The following is a 15,458-nucleotide window of genomic DNA, read 5'->3' on the forward strand; positions in this document are numbered from 1 at the left end:
GCTGGCGGGAATCGGTCACGTCTAGTCGAGATCCTGCCAACATCCCGAATGGCCTCAGCGCAGGACGCGCGCCGCCGTCCGGACAGCGGCCGCGACGTCGTTCAGAGCCGCCGAGCCGCGCCGCCACTGCTGCCAGTAGAGGGCAACGTCCACGTGCGCCCGCGGGGCGAGGGCCTCGAGCCTGCCGGCCAACAGGTCCTCGCCGATTTCGATCTCGGGCATCATGCCCCAGCCCATGCCCCAGCGGATGGCGTCGCCAAACTCCTGGGCGGCCGGGACATAGTGGCGCGGCGGCTGCAGGGAGGCCCGGCTGACCCGGCGCAGCCAGCGGTCCTGCAGGTCGTCCTTGCGGTCGAAGACCACAACGGGAGCCGCGGCGAGCGTCGCGCCGGTCGCACCCGCCCCAAACCAGCGGCGGGTGAAGTCCGGAGCGCACACCGGCAAATAGCGCATGGTGCCCAGCTTGCTCGACGAGCAGCCGGGCACGGGCTGGGCTGTTTCCGTGATGGCGGCCGCGGCGGCTCCGGCGCGCAGCAGGTCCAACGAGTGCTCCTGGTCCTCACGCAGGATCTCGAGCTGGACGTTGTCACTGGCCGCCGCGAGGCCGGCCAACGCCCAGGTGTGCAAGGAATCGCTGTTGATCACCAGCGTCAGGCGCGTCCCTCCGCGGGGGTGCTCCGGCTGCAGCTCCTCGGCCAGGTCCGCGGAGAGCATTTCCAGTTGCCGGGCGAAGCGCACCACGGCCTCGCCGGACTCCGTGAGTCCGGGCGGCCGCGCCCGGGTCAGGACCGGCCGGCCGACGGCGGTCTCGAGGGCCCGGACCCGCTGGCTGATCGCCGACGGCGTCACGGACAGGTGCGCGGCCGCGGCGTCGAAGCTCCCGTGCGTCAGAATCGCGGCCAGCGTCCGGGCCTGTTCGGGGGTAATCTCCATCATTAGCCCATCTTACGTAAAAGCAGAATCTTTAACTGGCTTCATCTCTGGCGGGCGCCTACCGTGGAGTGGTGATCCTTCCCCTGTTTTCCGGTCTTTCCGCCGGACTGTCCCTCATTGTTGCTATCGGCGCGCAGAACGCTTTTGTCCTCCGGCAGGGCATCCAGCGCTCGCACGTCGTCATGGTGGTGGCAGTCTGCGCGGTCTCGGACCTCGTGCTGATCCTGCTGGGCGTCGCGGGCATCGGCATCCTCCTGGACCGGGCGCCCGCTGCCCTCGTCGTGATCCGGTGGGCCGGGGCGGCGTTCCTCCTTGCCTACGGGGCGCTCGCGGCCCGGCGTGCGGTCCGCGGAGAGCAGATGGAGAATCCTGGCAACAAGCCCGCCGCCGGCCGGGCCGCCGTCCTTGGCACTTGCCTGGCCTTTACCTGGCTGAACCCGCACGTCTACCTGGACACGGTGCTGCTGCTCGGGTCCCTCGCTGCCGCCCAGGGCGAAGCCGGGCGCTGGTGGTTCGCCGCCGGGGCCGGCCTGGGAAGCATTGCCTGGTTCACCGCCCTCGGCGCGGGTGCGCGGTTCCTGACGTCCCTGTTCCGGCGCCGGACGGCCTGGCGCGTCCTCGACGCCGGAATCGCCGTCGTGATGGTCACCCTTGCCGTGCTGCTGCTGACCTGACACGCGCCCGCCCACCGCTCCGCCCCGCCGCGCTCCGCCCCGCCGCGCGCCGCCCGCCGCCCACCGCGCGTCCACGCAAAGCGTCGGGAAAGCTGAGGCTGATCCAACGTCCCCTGGGTTGGGCCGGCGGGCCCTTGTCCGTTTAACGTGGCGGGGTCACGATTGCTGGTATGACAGCATCCCCAGCCTCGGCCAGCGAACGACGGTGTGCAGCCATCGGCACAGCCGTCTTCGCGGTCGCCCCCGCAACCGCCGCCGGCGTGGTGCCGTGGCTGCTGACCCGCTGGAAAGTGGAGTCGCCGGTCCCCGGCGGGGTGCCCGCGCAGATCGCGGGCGCAATGATGATCGGTGCGGGCGCCGCCGTCATCGCGAACTCCTTTGTGCATTTCGCCGTCGAGGGCATCGGGACCCCCGCGCCATTTGCCCCGCCCAGGCAACTGGTGGTTGGCGGCCTCTACCGGTACGTGCGGAATCCGATGTACGTATCCATTGCCGCGGCCGTCGCGGGGCAGGGGCTCCTGCTGGGCCAGCCAAAGCTCTTCCTGGCCGTGGGCATCGGCGCCATCCCGGTGGTGGCTTTCGTCCGGCAGTTCGAGGAGCCCACACTGGCCCGGAAGTTCGGTGCGGCGTACGAGGAATACCGCAGCAACGTCCCGCGCTGGCTGCCCAGGCCCACGCCGTGGCGGCCCGACGGGCCGGAGCCGTCCCGGCCCTAGGCGTTGGCGGTCTGGGCCTCGGCGGGCAGGCATTGGCGGGCTGGGCATCCGCGGGCTGGGGTAGCCATGGAGCCTGGCCCAGGGCATTTGTCCGGCCGCTATTTGCCGCTGCCGGCCCACTCCAGCAGCCGATCCAGCGGCCAGGTGGTGACGATCCGCTCGGCGGGTACCCCGTTCGAGGCCGCGCGCTCGGCACCGTACTGCAGGAAATCCAGCTGGCCCGGCGCATGGGCGTCGCTGTCGATGCTGAACAGACAGCCGGCATCGAGGGCCAGCCGGATCAGCTCGTCCGGCGGATCCTGCCGTTCGGGGCGGGAATTGATTTCGACGGCCACATTATTGCCGGCGCACGCCGCGAACACGCGCGCGGCGTCGAACTCGGACTGCGGGCGGGTTCCCCTCGACCCCTGCAGCAGCCGGCCGGTGCAGTGGCCGAGGACGTTCGTGTGCGGATCATTGATGGCGCCCAGCATCCGCTCGGTCATGGTGCTCCGGTCGGAGCGGAGCTTCGAGTGGACGCTCGCCACCACGATGTCCAGCCGGTCCAGCATCTCCGGGGACTGGTCCAGGGTGCCGTCCTCCAGGATGTCCACCTCGATCCCGGCCAGGAGGCGGAAGTCCCCGCCGTCCGCGTTGATGTCCGCAACAACGTCCAGCTGTTCCCGAAGGCGTTCGGCGCTCAGGCCGTTGGCGATCTTGAGGTTGGGGGAGTGGTCCGTCAGGGCGAGGTAATCCCGGCCCAGTGTCCGGGCGGCGTCGGCCATCAGTCCGATCGGGGATCCGCCGTCGGACCAGTCGCTGTGGCTGTGCAGGTCCCCGCGGAGGGCCGAGCGCAGTTCGGCCCCGCCGGTCGCGAGGGGTTGCTGCCCGCGTTGGCGCAGGTCCTCAAGATAGTCGGGCACGCCGCCGTCGACCGCCTGCCGGATGACCTCGAACGTTCTGTCGCCGATCCCCTTCATGCTCTTGAGCCGGCCGTTGCGTGCCCGCGCTGCGACCTCCTGCGGGTCCAGGGCGCCGATAATCCCGGCTGCCTTGCGGAACGCCTGGATCTTGAAGGTGGGGGCGAGCCCGCGTTCGAGCCAGAACGCAATCTCATTGAGGGCATCAACGGCATCCATCAGTCCATCTTGCACCCACCCTGCCCGGATCCGCCCCCATCTTGGCCCGGCTTTTGTATCGGCGGGAGGGGCCGATTTTGGATAATCCGGGGGTCTGCCCTTATAGTTTTATAGTCCAGTTCGGAGGAACCCGAAAGGACAAAAACGACAGGCTTCGGCCCTTAATTTTTGCCCTGATATGTTTCACCGGATGGCGTCCTGGCCCCCATCGTCTAGCGGCCTAGGACACCGCCCTTTCACGGCGGCGGCACGGGTTCGAATCCCGTTGGGGGTACGCAAGGAACTGGTCAAACCGGGTGAAAAAGTCTGGTAGGCTAAAGGCCTTGAAAATCTGCGGTAGCGATATCGCAGGCAGCAAGAACAAGCAGTAAACAAGCAAGGCCCTGTAGCGCAGTTGGTTAGCGCGCCGCCCTGTCACGGCGGAGGTCGCGGGTTCAAGTCCCGTCAGGGTCGCTCTGATTGCCGGAAGAAATTCCGGCCTTCAAGGTGACATGTCACCTAGGCTCTGTAGCTCAGTTGGTAGAGCGTTCGACTGAAAATCGAAAGGTCACCGGATCGACGCCGGTCGGAGCCACCAGCTAGAACCCCGCAGTTCCCAGTGTTTACACGGGCCTGCGGGGTTTTTTCGTTGCCTGATGGACGTGACCATTCAGGCTGGATCAGCCAGAATCAGCCAAGTTATGAGACAGGCCTCTGGTATTCCCTTGGTAGAAGGGGACACTGGCAGAAGGCCTCCGGCGTAGAAGACGAGAGGCCCGGCCGATTGCGTTCCGTGGCGTTGGTCTGACCCCTCGCTGGACTTGGGGAGGATATCGACATGACCAAGAACGTTCCGCTCAAGGCCATCCTTAAGCTCGCAAAGGCGGGGCTGACGGCAGCCACTTCGTGTTGTCGGAGTCGTAGTGGTTGATGAGAGAGCGACTCATAATCGTGAGGTCGGGAGATCGGGCCCTCCTCACCGCTACCAAAAGCGCAGGTCAGGGGCACATAGCCCCTGGCCTGCTTTTGATTTAGCAACCGATCCAACGCTTACCCAACGAAATCGCCATCAACGCGAGGAAGCAGCCCGCTTTCCCATCCTTGGTCGATGAGCGCCACGGCTCCCCGCAGGTAGTAGCAGCTCGTGCGGCAGCGGACTTCCGCCGCCTTGACGTACATGGCCCGCGTCATGGCGCCGAGAGTCTCGAGATGCAGAGCTTTGTCGGCGTCGAAGTGGAACAGGTCCCCGTATAGGACGGCTTGGGCCATATCCCAGTCGGAGATCTTGTCGCCGCCATCCCTCTCGACCATGGCCGCGATCTCAGCGGGCGGGCCCGAGTGTATCGCGGTCACCCTGTGCTCGCCCTTGGGGAGCGCGTCCATCGGCGTAAGCTTGCTCATATCCACTGAGTAGAAGTACGCGGTCCTGCGCCATGCCATGAACGCATTCAATACGGCGTCAGACTGGATCTTGAGCGTGGGTGCCTTGGTAGTAGAGTTGTTCCTTCCCGGCGACGGTCAGGGCTTCGTCCAAGACCGCCCTGACCGTGGGCAGGCGCAGCCGGACAGTCGTGCACCTTTCGAGATGTGGCGGGAGTCGCGGCGGGCCAGATCGGCCACTTGGGTGCGGCAGGAGAACCCGTCGGCCAGGATGGCCCGATCCGGGGCGTTCGCGATCTTGCCCAGAATGCCCTGTTCGGCAATCGCCACAGAGACGTCGTAGTGGCCCTTTTCCATGCCGAAGTTGCCGGCGAGGCCGCAACATCCACTGGAGATGTCCACGTCGCAGCCCATGGACTTCAGCAGCTCCAGATCCTTGCCGTACCCCATGACAGCGTTTTGATGGCAGTGAGGCTGCGCAAGAATCCGTTCCTCGCTGGTAGGTGGTTGCCAGTTGATGGACGTCAGAAATTCCGAGACCGTCTGTGTCCGGGCGGAGACCTGCCGGGCGCGTTCGTCGTCGGGCAGCAATTCGAGCAGGTCCGAGCGGAGCACTGCCGTGCAGGACGGTTCGAGCCCGATGATGGTTCTGCCGTCGACTACATGCGGGTGCAAGACGTCAAGGGTCTTCCTGAGGGTGGCCTTGGCCGCGGTTAGCTGTCCTGTGGAAATCAGTGTTAATCCGCAGCATGCTCCGGGGCCGGCAATTTTGATATCGCATCCCGCGGCCTGGAGTACCTTGACCGCGGCAAGGGGGACATTGGGGCTAAGCGCGTCAGAGAACGAATCCACCCAGAGCAGCACCTTGTGGGAAGAGTTTGCCGTGTGCGGTGCAGGTCCGTCTGCCGCCACGGCCGCCGGGACCCGCGATGTGTTCAGTGTTGCGGGATGAGCCGTCGCCAGGGAATGGAACGGCGTCTTGGGGAATGTCGGCAGGGACCGGCGGGGATCAGCGCCGGCAAACCGGAGCATGGTCCGGCGGAGGATCCCGATGGAGGCAACCTTGTTGACCAGGGGGCCGAGGGGTCCGATCAGTCCCAGCCAGGTGGGCAGCCGGCCGAGGGTGTAGTGGCTGAGCGGACGGAGGCGGCCCTTGTAACTCTGGTGCAGTGCCTCCGACTTGTACATGGCCATGTCGATGCCGGTGGGGCAGTCGCTGGCGCAGGCCTTGCAGCTCAGGCAAAGATCGAGGGCCTCATGGACTTCCGGGGACTTCCAGGACATGTCCACGATGCCGCCGTTGAGCATTTCCTGCAGGACGCGCGCCCGGCCCCTGGTCGCGTCCTTTTCATCCTTGGTGGCGAGGTACGAGGGGCACATGAACCCGCCCTCCTCTCGGAGATCGGCCCGGCACTTTCCCACGCCTACGCAGCGGTGTAGCGCGTTGGTGATGTTGCCGCCGTCGTGGGCAAACGCGAAACCATCTGAAGCCAGCAGGTTGCCGGCTTGCGGGCGGCGCAGGTGCGCGTCGAAGGAATCAGGCTTGATGATGACGCCCGGATTGAAGATGTCCTGGAGGTCGAAAAGTGCCTTGAACCCGGCCATCGCCGCCAGGGCCCGGGACGAATACATTGTTTTCAGCAGCTCGCCGCGCGCCCGGCCATCGCCGTGTTCCCCCGAGAGCGAGCCGCCGTACTTGGCGACTAGGTCCGCCGCGGCCGTCAGGAAGCGGCGCATCACGGCGGCATCATGATCCAGCGGAAAGTCGATCCTGACGTGGACGCAGCCGTCACCAAAGTGGCCATATGCCAACCCCGAAACGTTCTCGCGGGCCATGAGCAGTTCAAGATCACGAAGGTAGTCGCCCAGATGTTCGGGCGGGACGGCCGAATCCTCCCAGCCCGGCCATGCCTGGTTCCCGGCTGCGGTTCTCCCGGCCAGACCGGCGCCGTCGGACCGAATCTGCCACAGCCGTTTGGCCTCCGGTCCGGCCGGAAGGATCATTGAGTCGATCGCGCCCGCGTCAAGGACCATCCGCTCTGCGGCAGCTACCGAATCATCCGACGTCGCTCCGCCCACTTCCACCATGAGCCAGCCGTTCCCCGCCGGCATGCTGGGGACGGCGTGCTCGCCTTTGGCGTTGCGGATCACGTTGACCAGCTGCGCGTCCAGTCCCTCCAAGGCCAGCGGATGGTGCGGAAGCAAGCCGGGAACCGCGTCGGCCGCAGTCGGCATATCCGGATATCCCAACACGGCCAACGCCGGGGCGGCCGCCTGCGGAACCAGCCGGACTTCGGCCTCCAGGATGATGCCGCAGGTTCCTTCCGTCCCAGTCAGGGCAGCGGCCAGGTTTCCGCCGTTCTCGGGCAGGAGATGCTCAAGGCTATAGCCCGAGATTTGGCGGCCGAACCGGCCGAACTCCAGCCGAAGGACGTCCAGATTGGCGGTGATGAACTCATCGAGTCCGGGGATTTGGGCCGTGGCTTCCTTGCCCGAGCCCAGCTCCACAACTTGTCCCGAGCCGGTCAGCCAGCGAAGGCGGCGCACGTTATCCGCCGTCCGCCCATAAGAGAGCCCATGGGGGCCGCACGCGTTGTTGCCGATCATGCCTCCGATGGTGCACCGAGTGGACGTGGACGGATCAGGCCCGAACCGAAGCCCGTGGACGCCGGCAGCCCGCTGCAGGTCACTGAGGACGACGCCGGGCTGGACCACCGCCGTCCGGTTCTCCGCATCGATGCTGATGATCTGGTTCATGAACCTGCTGAAGTCCAGCACCAATCCGGGTCCCACGGCGTTGCCGGCGCACGACGTGCCGGCACCGCGGCCTGTGACAGCCAGTCCGTGCCGGCGGGCAATCCTGACCGCCTCGACCACGTCGTCCGCGTTCTTGGGCATGACTACCACCTGGGGCACTACCCGGTAGTTCGAGGCGTCCGTGGAATATTCCGCGCGTCGACGGGTGCTGCTGTCAACGATGCCCGCAACGGCTGCGGTGAGTTCTTCGACAATCTGGTCAATGTTCATGCGTGGTGCTCGTCCTTGTCCCTGCGGCGGTGTGGTGGGAGGCTAGTACTGCAGGGGCTTGCCGCGCAGCTCCATGGCCCGGCGCACGCGGCTTTGTGCCAGCGAACGGGCGGCATGGTGGGTGGTGGAATCCAGCTTTTCCGCCTCCGCCAGCACGATGGCCGTGTTCGCGCGGAGCTTGTGGGAGACCGTCGTGAAGATCTGCTCGGTCTCGGGACGGAACGGCGAATACCGGGACTCCATGGCAAAGGCCGCACTGACGACGCCGCCGGCGTTGGCGACGAAGTCGGGCACTACCGTCACGGATGCCGCGCGCAACGCCTGCTGTGCCGCGGCGTTGGTGGGAAGGTTGGCGCCCTCCACCACGAGCTTGGCCGAGATGCCGCCCACGTTTCCCTCATGGATGACATCCTGCAGGGCGGCAGGGATCGCGATTTCGGCGTCGACGAACAACTCGGTGCCAGCCGGAATGGCCAGTTCCGGAAACTCTTTGACTAACCCGTCGCCGAGCCGCGACCGCATGGCCAGCAACCTGGGGATGTCCAGCCCTGCGGGATTGTGAAGCGCGCCCTCAGCAGTGGAAATCGACACGACGCTATAGCCGAGCTCATGAAGCTGGGCAGCCGTGGCATGCCCGACAGCGCCGAAACCCTGGATGGCCACGCGCTGGCCCTGGAGGCCGATGGTTGCTGCGGCCTCATCCGTGACTTCAGCCACGCCGTAGCCGGTGATGCCCAGCTGGTCGTAGGGTACGCCGCCGAGATCGTAGGGAGTTCCCACCGCTGCGCCCCGGTCGCCCAATTCATCGATGATGATGGCCGCATCGTTTTCCGTCAGCCCCATGTCCAGGCCAAAGACATACTCGGACGGGACTTCATTGCTCAGGGCCCGGACAAAGGAGCGGAGGATTGCTTCCTTGTGGGGTGAGTTGGGGTCGGCGCGGATGCCGGCTTTGGCGCCGCCGAAGAAGAGGTCGACGCCGGCCCACTTCCAGGTCATGACCCGGGCCAGGCGGGCAATCTCATCGACTGTCACGCCGGGCTGCATCCGGGTCCCGCCCTTGCCCATGCCGCGGGCGGTGTTGTCGATGACCAGAACGCCCTTCATTCCCGTTTTGGCGTCGCTGACCGTGACGATCTTTTCCGGGCCCCATTCATCCATCATGTCGAACAGACTGGTCATCGCTGGATACTCCTTATGTGCTGGCGGCTAAGTGATCTGACGGGGGACTGACGGCGGAGACGGTGCCGGCCGGACCGGGCCGGCACCTTCTCCGCCGGGGTGCCTAGAGGAACTTCACGCCCTGGGCGAGCGGCAGCTGTCCCGAGTAGTTGACGGTGTTGGTGGCCTGGCGCATGTAGACCTTCCACGAGTCGGAACCCGACTCGCGGCCGCCGCCGGTTTCCTTCTCGCCGCCGAATGCGCCGCCGATTTCGGCTCCTGAGGTGCCGATGTTGACGTTGGCGATGCCGCAGTCCGATCCGCTGGCCGACATGAAGCGTTCGGCCTCGGCCTGGTCGTTGGTGAACACGGCCGAGGACAGACCCTGGGGAACGTCGTTTTGGATGGCGATGGCGTCGTCGAAGTCCGTGTATGTCATGACGTAAAGCAGGGGTGCAAAGGTCTCGTCCTTGACGACGGCGGTCTGGGCCGGCATTCGGACGATCGCAGGTTCCACGTAGTAGGCGCCGGGCTCGTCGTCGGCGTTCACGCGGCCACCGCCGCAGCGGACTGTGCCGCCCTGTTCCTGTGCCGCCTTAATGGCGTCCTGCATGCCATCGAAGCTGGACTTGTTGATCAGCGGCCCGATCAGGTTCTCCTCATCCAAGGGGGTCCCGATGCGCAGCGTGGCGTAGGCATTGACGAGCTTGTCGGTCAGTTCGTCGACGATCGATTCGTGCACGATCAGGCGGCGCATGGACGTGCAGCGCTGGCCGGCGGTTCCGACGGCGGCGAAGACGATGCCGCGCAGGGCCAGATCGAGATCGGCCGACGGCGCGACGATTGCTGCGTTGTTTCCGCCGAGTTCGAGCAGGGCGCGGCCGAAACGGCGAGCCACGCGGGGGGCGATTTCCTGGCCCATCCGTACCGAGCCGGTGGCGGAGAGCAGGGCAACGCGCGGATCATCAACGATCACCTGGCCGCCGGAACGATCGGCCAGGACCAGCTTGTGCAGGTCTGTCGGAGCGCCAACGTCCGCGACGGCGCGGCCCAGCAGGGCATCGGCGGCCAGTGCACTGAGCATGGTCATCCCCGAGGGTTTCCACACGATGGTGTCGCCGCACACAAGAGCCAGCGCCGTATTCCAGGAGTAGACCGCGACCGGGAAGTTGAAGGCAGAGATGACCCCGACAACGCCAAGGGGGTGCCAGGTTTCCATGAGGCGGTGTCCGGGCCGCTCCGAGGGCATGGTCTTGCCATAGAGCTGGCGGGACAGGCCGACCGCAAAGTCGCAGATATCGATCATTTCCTGGACTTCACCGAGAGCTTCGGACTGGATCTTGCCGGCCTCGGCCGTCACGATCCGCGCCAGGTCCTCCTTGTGTTCGGTCAGCAGCTCGCCCCAGCGCTTGACCAGGTTGCCGCGGAGCGGCGCGGGCACATCACGCCACGTTTTGAAGGCCTCGTGGGCCTGGCCGATCATCGTGTCGATGTCCGCCGGCGTGTTGACCGGCAGGGTCATCAAGACTTCGCCGGTCAGCGGCGAGGGCGCCTCGTGCGGGCCGCCGAGGGCGTCAACATTGACGCCGCAGGCCTCCAGTGCGTCGCGGACGATCGCTGCAAGTTCGGACGTTTGGGTCAGAGTTTCGGTCATCGTGATCTCCTGAGGTTGTTTGGTCTGGCGGGCTGATTAGTGGCTGAGTGTGATGTTGAGGCGGTGGGCCAGGGCCGCGATCGATGCGTCCTGCTGCAGCTGGTAGAGATCGTTCGGGTCATGGACCTCGAAGCCGACAATCTCGGACATCCGGTGGATGTCGTAGCTGGTTCCGACCTGTTCTTCGTCCTTGGAACCTTCCTCTGTCAGGTTTGATTGGAAGATCCCGGCGGCCGAGCGGGGGAGGAAGTCCTCATACACAATGGGCTCCGGGACGGCGATTCCCGCGTCGACAAGATCCGACAGGGAAGCCGTGCCGGCCAAGGATGCACCGGCGAGGGCGTCTTCATCGAGGCGGTAGGTGAAAAAGGCCAGTCCCTGCAGGGCCAGCTCCTTCTCGGTGCGGGGCAGGTTCTCCGCCCAGACCTCGGCGGCTACCTCGACGCGAGTCGTTCCCGCCGGGGCAGAGGCCAACCGTGCGTCCGACTCGGCGACCATCCGGTCGTAGAGATCGCGGCCCGCCACCGTCAAGGCAATTCCGCGGGCTTCGACTTCGCCGAAGCGCACCCGCAGTTCACCCTTGTTGGTGGATCCGTCGGCGTAGCGGAACACGCGGTTTTCACCGAGCGCCCGGAAGGACGTCTGGCGCAGGAGCAGATCCGGCCCGTCCCAGCGCGGCGGTCCTTGGATCTCATCGATCATGGTGATGCCGCGCGCCTGCATGCGCTTGTACAAATCATCGATGTCCAGCACCCGGGGTGTGAGGTGGTTTATGTGCGTTGTGGAAACGCCGCCGATGTCGGAGGCGACGGCGGAGACTGCCTCAAGCTTTTTGTACCACTCGTAGTCCACGGGGTCCCCGGAGAGTTCAAACGCCGCGGTGGCCAGCTCCAGCAGCCGGGCGGCGTCGTCCTCGTGGAGGCCGCCACCCGCGGCTGCCTTGTCCGCCAGGGTTAGCAGTTCCGCACCGAACAACTGCCGGGCACCGATGAATGCGGCCAGCTCGGCGCGGAGTTCGCGGTCAAAGAACCGCGGATCCTCGGCCGCCAGCATGGAGGTGAAGACACGGAAGGGATTCTTGGCCAGTTCAGCGCCGTCGATTGGGCGGAAGGCCGTCGAGACCACGGGCACGGAGCTTGAGGAAGCATCGCGAAGGTCATAGAAACCGACCGGGTACATGCCGAAGGCGGCGAAGACGCGGGCAACCTGGGCCATTTCCTTCGGGGAGCCGACGCGGATGGCGCCGTGGCGCTCAGCCGTCACCCGTGCAATGCTGCCCAGCCTTTCGGCGTCGGCGCCGTGCTTGGCGGCATACGCTTCGTTCACCTCGGTGGAAACCTCCACAAGCGTGTTGTAGGCGGGGACTTCCCTGCCGTACATCGCGGAGAGCCGCCGCGCGAACTCGGCTCGAAGTTCCCAGGTTTCAAGGGCGGTCATGGTGTGGTTCCTTTCAAGATCATGGCTATTGCGGAGGATGGGGCGCGGTGGCGTCCGGCGCTAGATGATGTGCACTTCTTGAATGAGCTGATCGGCCGTGCGGAACCGATCGGCGGAGAACGAGGCGGGGTCCATGAAGGATTCCCGGTCCAGGTAGACGTCCCGGACGAGCTCGCCGACGGCGGGACCCTGCAGGAAGCCGTGGCCGGAGAATCCAGTGGCGTAGTAGAAGCCACCCACGGAGCTGGACGCACCGATGAGTGCGTTGTGGTCCGGCGTGTTCTCATACAGTCCGGCCCAGCCGCACTCCAGCTCCGGAGCCTCCAGCGCGGGGGCGCATACGCGGGCGGCTGCGTTGAACTCCGGCAGCCATTCATGCGTGAAGTCACGGGCGAAACCAGGCTCCTGGTTGGAGTTGGAAATCCCCAGGAGCATGCCGTTTCGATAGTTGTGGAAGTACAGCGTGGTCGACAGGTCCAGCGTGAACGGCACGGTGGGCATGGGCGAGCTCATCTGGCGGGTCATGCCGATCTGCCGCCGCACCGGGACAACCGGCAGGTTGACGTTGACCATGTCGCCCACACGTTGGGACCACGCGCCGGCACAGCAGATGACGGCATCGGTGGTGATGGTGCCGCGATTGGTGGTCACTGAACTGATGCTTCCGCCTGACGCGGTCACATCCATGACTTCCGTGTGCTCAAGGATGCATACGCCCAACGCGGCGGCCGCGTCGGCATAGGCCCGGACCACTTTCCCCGGTTCCGCGAATCCGTCCTCCGGCGAGAACGACGCGCCGATGAGGGCTTCCTGGCGAAGGAAAGGGTTGATTTCGACTGCCTCGGCGGGGGAAATCATCCGGCTGTTGCTGCCGAGACCGTTTTGGATGACGGTGCTGCGCTCACAGTCCAGGATTTCGGATTCGCTCCGGCACAGGAACAGGTATCCCACCTTGCGCAATCCGATGTCGGTGGAGAAGCGCTGTCCGAAGCCCTCGAAGGCCCGCAGGCTGCGCTGGCCCAGCACTATGTTTGCCGGATCCGAGAAGGTCGCCCGTACGCCGCCGAGCGGCTTGGAGGATGATCCTTCGCCCAGATCGGAGCGATCAACGAGGACTATGTTGCGCACACCGGCTTCGGCCAGATGGAACGCGATGCTGGTTCCCATGATGCCACCGCCGATGATGACGACGGCCGCATGTGAAGGCTGTTGAGTCCCTGGGGGAAGCTGGAGCGACACCACATTTGACATTGATCGTCCTGTCTCTGTTGCGGAAGCCATACCCCATTGGCTCGCTTAGGGTATCAACTATCGGTAACGGGTTATATATAACCATCTTGGGGTCCGATGTGATCTACGTCAAGCAAAATGTTCCGCGAGATTATTTGGCGCTCAGTAGCGCCCGGGTGCCGAAGGTGGGCGTCGCACTGGGGATGCCGGGCGCTGCAGGGGGTTGCGGCCGTGCGGGTCCTGCGGGGCATTTCCGACGCCGGGAGGGGTGTTCGATGGTGTGGCGACGGAACTGCCGCCAGCGCTGCAGCCCGGGGCGGCGTTGGAGGTGCCCGTGCGGACCGGGGAAGCGGCCCGGACGTCCTGGTGGTTGGGGCAGTGAGGTTAGGGAAGCGAGTAGCTGAGGTGTTCGACCATGAGGGACTCGGCGAGCTTCCGGTCCCCGGCAATGAGGGCGGCCAGGATGGGTCCGTGTTCGGCGGCGCTGGTGGCAAGCAGCCCGCGTTCAGCCAGGTGGTAGGAGCCGCTGATCCGGCTCTGGTCCCGGAGGTTTTCAATGATCTTCGTCATTCGGGTGTTGCCCAGCAGTTCAACTATGGCCAGGTGAAATTGCTGATCGTGCTCGAGGTAGTCGACCATGCTGTCGGGCTTGGCTGTCGCCAGCGCGGCTTCTGCCAGTTCGGCGAGCCGCTCGGCGTCGGCGGGAAAGACGCCTTGTTCGGCAACGCGGCCTACTGCGGTCACCTCGATCAGCAGACGGAGGTCATAGACCTCTTTTTGGTCCTTTGCGGTCATCTCCACGACTCGGAACCCCCGGTTCCGCACCACTTCAAGGAGCCCCTTTTCGCTCAGTGCCATCATCGCCTCGCGGACCGGGCTGTTCGAGACGCCCAGCTGCGTGGCCAGGGCGTTGGCCGAATAGATTTTGCCGGGCTGCATGTCACCGGACATGAGGGCGTGCCGAACTATGGAGGTGGCCTCGTCTTTGAGGGTGACCCGGCTTTCGCCCAGCTCAGATATCCCCGCAACGGCTATTCGTTGTTCCTGCATTTCGCTCCTCAGGCGGTGGTCCTCACGGCTAACACTAAGTCACAACGTGCGCGCCACCGGGAAGGGTCGTGATGAATTCCGTCTTGTTTCCACATATTCCGCGGCGATTTTAGTGCTTGACATCCATGCGTAATGCATGGAGATTGGTAATCGACAATCGATAGTGTGTCATACATCACCAAGCGGGTAGTTGGCGATGACATCGAATCGTTGGCAGGGACCAACTTCAGCTCTGATCAAAGGAGATCATTATGAACACTCGCAAAATCCTGGTGGGCGGCACTTCAATTGCACTGCTTGCGCTTTCGCTGTCTGGCTGCGCCGGTTCAGCGGAAAGCGCCGTTGCCAAGGGTTGCCAGCCGGAATCGACGTTCAAGACTATTTCCGCCGGGTTCCTGACCGTTGCCGCGCCGGAGTTCGCCCCGTTTTCCTCTAACAAGGACGGCAAGCTCACCGGCGTCGACGCCGACATCATCAAAGAGTTCGCCGCCAAGAACTGCCTGGACATCAAGGTCGAGTCGACGTCGTACGCAGGAACCATCCCGGCCGTCCAGAGCGGGCGCGCCGACGTGGCGATCGGCTGCTACTACCGCACCGCCGTCCGGGCCGAGATCGTCAGTCTTTCTGATCCGATCTACACCGACGAGATGGGGATCATTTCCGAGTCCGGGGTCAAGGACATCAAGGACCTCGAGAGCATGAAGGTGGGCACCGTCGACGGCTACCTGTGGGTGCCGGACATGAAAAAGGTCATGGGTGCAAACCTGACCATCTACCCCAGCGCCGTGGAGATGCAGGCCGACCTCAAGTCCGGACGCATCCAGGCCGGGATCGACGGGTTTGGTTCCGCAGTCCAGATGTACAAGAGCGACGCCAAGTACAAGGTGGCGGGCGCCAGCGCCGATCCCCGCGTCGTTGCCTCCAAAGAACCTGCCCAAATCGGATTTCCGATCGGGAAGGACAACGTCGACATGACCAAGGCCATGGATTCCTCCATCGCGGCCATGAAGTCCAGCGGCAAGATCGCGGAGGTCGTGAAGTCGTACGGTTTGCCCCAGTCGGCTGTCGAAACCGGTGAACCCCGTTTGGTGAAGTAGGG

At 65.1% G+C, this 15,458-nt stretch carries 12 protein-coding genes and 3 tRNA genes; 6 read left to right on the forward strand and 9 right to left on the reverse strand.

Annotated elements, in window-relative coordinates:
* Nucleotides 1–54 precede the first annotated feature (54 nt).
* Nucleotides 55–936, reverse strand: coding sequence for an ArgP/LysG family DNA-binding transcriptional regulator (locus tag AC1DZV_RS09045; RefSeq protein WP_476950735.1), 882 nt, complete (start codon nt 934–936; stop codon nt 55–57).
* Nucleotides 937–1,004: 68 nt separating this feature from the next.
* Between AC1DZV_RS09045 and AC1DZV_RS09050 the strand changes: the two genes are divergently transcribed.
* Nucleotides 1,005–1,607: a LysE/ArgO family amino acid transporter gene (locus tag AC1DZV_RS09050; RefSeq protein WP_243181364.1), complete on the forward strand. Its 603-nt coding sequence runs from the start codon at nt 1,005–1,007 to the stop codon at nt 1,605–1,607.
* A 170-nt stretch (nt 1,608–1,777) separates the two neighbouring features.
* Entirely contained in the window at nt 1,778–2,323 is a 546-nt protein-coding gene (locus AC1DZV_RS09055) for a methyltransferase family protein (protein ID WP_476953497.1), read from the forward strand.
* 98 nt (nt 2,324–2,421) lie between these two features.
* Here AC1DZV_RS09055 and AC1DZV_RS09060 read toward each other — a convergent pair whose 3' ends face one another.
* Nucleotides 2,422–3,441: a PHP domain-containing protein gene (locus AC1DZV_RS09060; RefSeq protein WP_476953498.1), complete on the reverse strand. Its 1,020-nt coding sequence runs from the start codon at nt 3,439–3,441 to the stop codon at nt 2,422–2,424.
* A gap of 201 nt (nt 3,442–3,642) precedes the next feature.
* Here AC1DZV_RS09060 and AC1DZV_RS09065 point away from each other — a divergent pair.
* The 3 genes from AC1DZV_RS09065 to AC1DZV_RS09075 all read left to right on the forward strand — a co-directional run bounded on the left by AC1DZV_RS09065 (nt 3,643) and on the right by AC1DZV_RS09075 (nt 4,018).
* Nucleotides 3,643–3,715, forward strand: a tRNA-Glu gene (locus tag AC1DZV_RS09065).
* Nucleotides 3,716–3,820: 105 nt separating this feature from the next.
* Nucleotides 3,821–3,894 (forward strand) — tRNA-Asp (locus tag AC1DZV_RS09070).
* A 48-nt stretch (nt 3,895–3,942) separates the two neighbouring features.
* Nucleotides 3,943–4,018 (forward strand) — tRNA-Phe (locus tag AC1DZV_RS09075).
* A 452-nt stretch (nt 4,019–4,470) separates the two neighbouring features.
* Here AC1DZV_RS09075 and AC1DZV_RS09080 read toward each other — a convergent pair.
* The 7 genes from AC1DZV_RS09080 to AC1DZV_RS09110 form a co-directional block, all read right to left on the reverse strand.
* Nucleotides 4,471–4,821, reverse strand: coding sequence for a hypothetical protein (locus tag AC1DZV_RS09080; protein ID WP_476953499.1), 351 nt, complete (start codon nt 4,819–4,821; stop codon nt 4,471–4,473).
* 117 nt (nt 4,822–4,938) lie between these two features.
* A complete protein-coding gene (locus AC1DZV_RS09085) occupies nt 4,939–7,827 on the reverse strand; it encodes an FAD-binding and (Fe-S)-binding domain-containing protein (RefSeq protein ID WP_476953500.1) in 2,889 nt (962 codons plus the stop codon).
* Nucleotides 7,828–7,869: 42 nt separating this feature from the next.
* Entirely contained in the window at nt 7,870–9,009 is a 1,140-nt protein-coding gene (locus tag AC1DZV_RS09090; protein WP_476953501.1) for a Glu/Leu/Phe/Val family dehydrogenase, read from the reverse strand.
* Nucleotides 9,010–9,112: 103 nt separating this feature from the next.
* Nucleotides 9,113–10,642 carry an L-piperidine-6-carboxylate dehydrogenase gene (gene amaB, locus AC1DZV_RS09095; protein ID WP_243178663.1) on the reverse strand — a complete coding sequence of 510 codons (1,530 nt, stop codon included), beginning with the start codon at nt 10,640–10,642 and terminating at the stop codon, nt 9,113–9,115.
* Nucleotides 10,643–10,678: 36 nt separating this feature from the next.
* Nucleotides 10,679–12,079 (reverse strand): 2-oxoadipate dioxygenase/decarboxylase, encoded by a 1,401-nt coding sequence (gene hglS / locus AC1DZV_RS09100; protein ID WP_476953502.1) that lies wholly within the window; start codon nt 12,077–12,079, stop codon nt 10,679–10,681.
* 60 nt (nt 12,080–12,139) lie between these two features.
* Nucleotides 12,140–13,330, reverse strand: coding sequence for an NAD(P)/FAD-dependent oxidoreductase (locus tag AC1DZV_RS09105; RefSeq protein WP_476953503.1), 1,191 nt, complete (start codon nt 13,328–13,330; stop codon nt 12,140–12,142).
* A 363-nt stretch (nt 13,331–13,693) separates the two neighbouring features.
* Nucleotides 13,694–14,359 (reverse strand): GntR family transcriptional regulator, encoded by a 666-nt coding sequence (locus tag AC1DZV_RS09110; protein ID WP_476950746.1) that lies wholly within the window; start codon nt 14,357–14,359, stop codon nt 13,694–13,696.
* A gap of 251 nt (nt 14,360–14,610) precedes the next feature.
* On the opposite strand from AC1DZV_RS09110, the gene AC1DZV_RS09115 reads away from it, so the two are divergent.
* Nucleotides 14,611–15,456, forward strand: coding sequence for a substrate-binding periplasmic protein (locus AC1DZV_RS09115; RefSeq protein WP_476950747.1), 846 nt, complete (start codon nt 14,611–14,613; stop codon nt 15,454–15,456).
* Nucleotides 15,457–15,458: the final 2 nt, after the last annotated feature.

The sequence above is a fragment of the Arthrobacter sp. P1_D12 genome (assembly GCF_056406175.1).